This is a genomic window from Acinetobacter sp. UBA6720 (assembly GCF_002454215.1).
GTDB lineage: Bacteria > Pseudomonadota > Gammaproteobacteria > Pseudomonadales > Moraxellaceae > Acinetobacter.
On record NZ_DKIK01000150.1, the window covers coordinates 1 to 2,894 of the forward strand.

The 2,894-nt window shown below is 39.2% G+C and carries 3 protein-coding genes; 2 read left to right on the forward strand and 1 reads right to left on the reverse strand.

Annotation, left to right across the window (positions count from 1 at the left end; translation table 11 throughout):
- The first annotated feature begins 139 nt into the window (after nucleotides 1–139).
- Nucleotides 140–1,843: a M61 family metallopeptidase gene (locus B4F08_RS13335; protein ID WP_291374711.1), complete on the forward strand. Its 1,704-nt coding sequence runs from the start codon at nucleotides 140–142 to the stop codon at nucleotides 1,841–1,843.
- An 86-nt stretch (nucleotides 1,844–1,929) separates the two neighbouring features.
- Here the strand turns inward: B4F08_RS13335 and uraH are convergent, their stop codons facing one another.
- Nucleotides 1,930–2,328: a hydroxyisourate hydrolase gene (gene uraH, locus B4F08_RS13340; protein WP_086210213.1), complete on the reverse strand. Its 399-nt coding sequence runs from the start codon at nucleotides 2,326–2,328 to the stop codon at nucleotides 1,930–1,932.
- 423 nt (nucleotides 2,329–2,751) lie between these two features.
- On the opposite strand from uraH, the gene B4F08_RS13345 reads away from it, so the two are divergent.
- Nucleotides 2,752–2,894, forward strand: a 143-nt coding sequence (locus B4F08_RS13345; RefSeq protein ID WP_291374714.1) for an NADP-dependent isocitrate dehydrogenase, incomplete at its 3' end; no start/stop codon positions are given.

Consider the following 2,894-nt stretch of genomic DNA (forward strand, 5'->3'; position numbering starts at 1 on the left):
AAAACAGCTGCAAATGCTATGCCTTTTTTTCGCCAATGACCAGTCAAAAATGCAGACAAATGTGACTGTGACGCAAAACTGGCTTAAATAATGCTAAGCTAAGTTATAACTCATTTCATTTTATTTTGTATCGCCCATTATGTTGCATTATCAGATCGAATTTGACGATTATCGTCAGCACCTTATACACGTGACTTTACGTTTTGTAGCAGACCCAACACAGGTACTTTCATTACCGACTTGGATTCCGGGTAGTTACCTCATTCGTGAGTTTTCAAAGCATATTGAATCGGTTCGTGCTTATGATGAAGAAGGGCGGTTATTACAAATCCAAAAATTTGAAAAGAATAAATGGCGTCTTTTTAATACCGATCATGAATTGATTACGGTTGAATATGATGTATATGCTTATGATCTGTCGGTGCGCGGTGCGTATGTAGATCAAACCCGTTTATATGTCAATCCTGCATGTGCATGTTTAGGTCTGGAGGGTCAAGAGGATAAAGCTATTGAAGTTGAACTGTTCCTTCCTGATGAGCTGAAACACTTCCAATTAGCGACAGGTATGGCTTCAAAAAGCCTTGTTAAAGGTCGTTTTACCTTAAAAGCCAAAAACTATGCTGAGCTAATTGATGCACCATTTGAGTTGGCAGAGCAGACTCGTTTTGTTTTTGAAGCCAATGGCATTCCACACGAGTTTGTAGTGTCAGGCAAACATGCCATGAATGCTGCACGTATGCAGCAAGACATTGAAAAAATCTGCGCAACAGAAATCTCAATGTTTGGCTCAGCGCCATTTGCAAACTACACCTTTATGACGATGGCTACAGCAAATAGTTATGGTGGTTTGGAGCATCCAAATTCAACCAGTTTGATTAGTCCACGTGAAGACTTGCCCAAAGTTAATGAGCCTGAAGAACCATCTGAAGACTATCAACGTTTCTTAGGTTTATGTAGTCATGAATACTTCCACTCATGGTTGGTCAAATTCATTCGTCCTGAAAACTTTGTCAATTATGATTTAAACAAAGAAGGCTATACCTCTTTGCTTTGGATTTTTGAAGGTTTCACGTCTTATTATGATGACCTGATTTTGCTGCGTAGCGGTGTGATTTCTCAAGCCTCATATATCAAACTACTCAAAACTCAGATTGATCGTTATTTACAAAATCCGGGTCGTTTTGTTCAGTCTGTGTCTGAGTCAAGTTTTGATGCATGGGTGAAATTTTACCGTCAGGATGAAAACTCGAACAATGCAGGCACCAGCTATTACAACAAAGGTTGTTTGGTAGCGCTATGCTTAGACTTGGGTTTACGGTTACGTGGTTCAAGTCTAGATGCGCTTATGCGTAAACTTTATGAAAACGCGCAAAAGGGCATACAAGTGCATGAGCGTACGATTGTTGAATTGTGTAATGAACTCACAGGTGATAACTGGATTGAGCAAGTCAATCACCTCATTAACACCACAGATGAGTTGCCACTGGATCAACTTTTCCCTGAGTTTGGTTTAAGTTATAGCCTGAAAAATGACAAGTCATTACCGTTGGGTTTAAAGCTTGTAGATAAGCCAGAGGGTGTGTTGGTGCAAAGTGCGCGTCGTGATGGCGCTGCTGCTCAAGCTGGTCTTTCTGCCCATGATGTGATCATTGCGATTGATGGTCTCAAAGCAACGGTGAAATTGGTAGAAAAATATGCCAAGCAAGACGATACCTATAGCATTCTTGCATTCCGCCGTGATGAGTTGCTGAGCTTTGATGTAAAAGCTGCTGGTTCAGCACTGACCGAAGTTGAATTGAAAGTCGAAGATCAAGCGCAAGCAGAAAAGTGGCTCAAGCTTTAATGCTTAACCTACTTTATTTGTCATTCTGTTGAGATAAAAAACCGATGTTTAGCCATCGGTTTTTTATATTTTTTCGTTTGTGAATGTTAACTACCACGATAAGTTGAATAACCGTACGGACTGATCAATAACGGAATATGATAATGATCCAATGAGCCATCAATCACAAAGACAACAGGCACTTCTGGAAAAAAAGAGCGCTGATTTTTTTGACGAAACCAATCACCTGTTTTAAAAGTAACTTTATAGACACCTTTTTGTAGACTGGTATCTTTAGGGTATAAATCATTGATACGGCCTTGATCATCCGTTGCCGCTGAATTGATTTCAGTCCATTTATCATTTTGTTGTGCTTCAAGCGTTACTTTGACATTAGCTGATGGTAAACCATTTTCTAAATTCAGTACGTGTACACTTAATGGGTTCTGTGCAAAACATAATGAAGAAAAACCAAGTCCAATGAGAGGAAGGAGTATTTTCATCATCTAATTGATCCTTAATGTTGCATAAAAGTATTAAGTTTAACCAAAGTCATAAAAATCATAGGTTTAAAAAATGTAAAATTGGTTTAATAAGAAATAAATTTTTTGGCTTTTTTCTTCATCGAGTTTGCGAGTCTAAGCTCTATAATGAAGCAAGTGATTCTATTTTTCTCTAAATTCGCACTGTTTTAGGGATCTTGTTGTCAATTTTCCAGAAGATTGTAGAGCGTTTGCGGAAAACAGGAAGGATTAGAGTAAATATTCAGCATCATTTTTTTTCGAAATGTCGTTATCACAGGATATTACGTTGACTGAAAAGCAATGAAAGCCGATACTTTCAGGGTTTTATTCAAGCACATCGGTTCGCAGGGGCTGAGCCAGAAGCTCATCACCCTAAAAAACTCAATCTAACGCAAGGGGCTATATATGGCTGGTGGAAAGTCAACCATCATTTACACACTGACCGACGAGGCGCCATTGCTAGCGACTTACTCGCTACTGCCGATCATTGAGACCTTTACTAAGCCAGCTGGCATAGAAATTGTCAAGAGTGACATTTCTGTTGCAGC

What these genes read in the sequence shown, in the direction of transcription:
- B4F08_RS13335 (WP_291374711.1), top strand. Translation starts at nt 140, where the DNA reads ATGTTGCATTATCAGATCGAATTTGACGATTATCGTCAGCACCTTATA.
- uraH (WP_086210213.1), bottom strand. Translation starts at nt 2,328, where the DNA reads ATGATGAAAATACTCCTTCCTCTCATTGGACTTGGTTTTTCTTCATTA.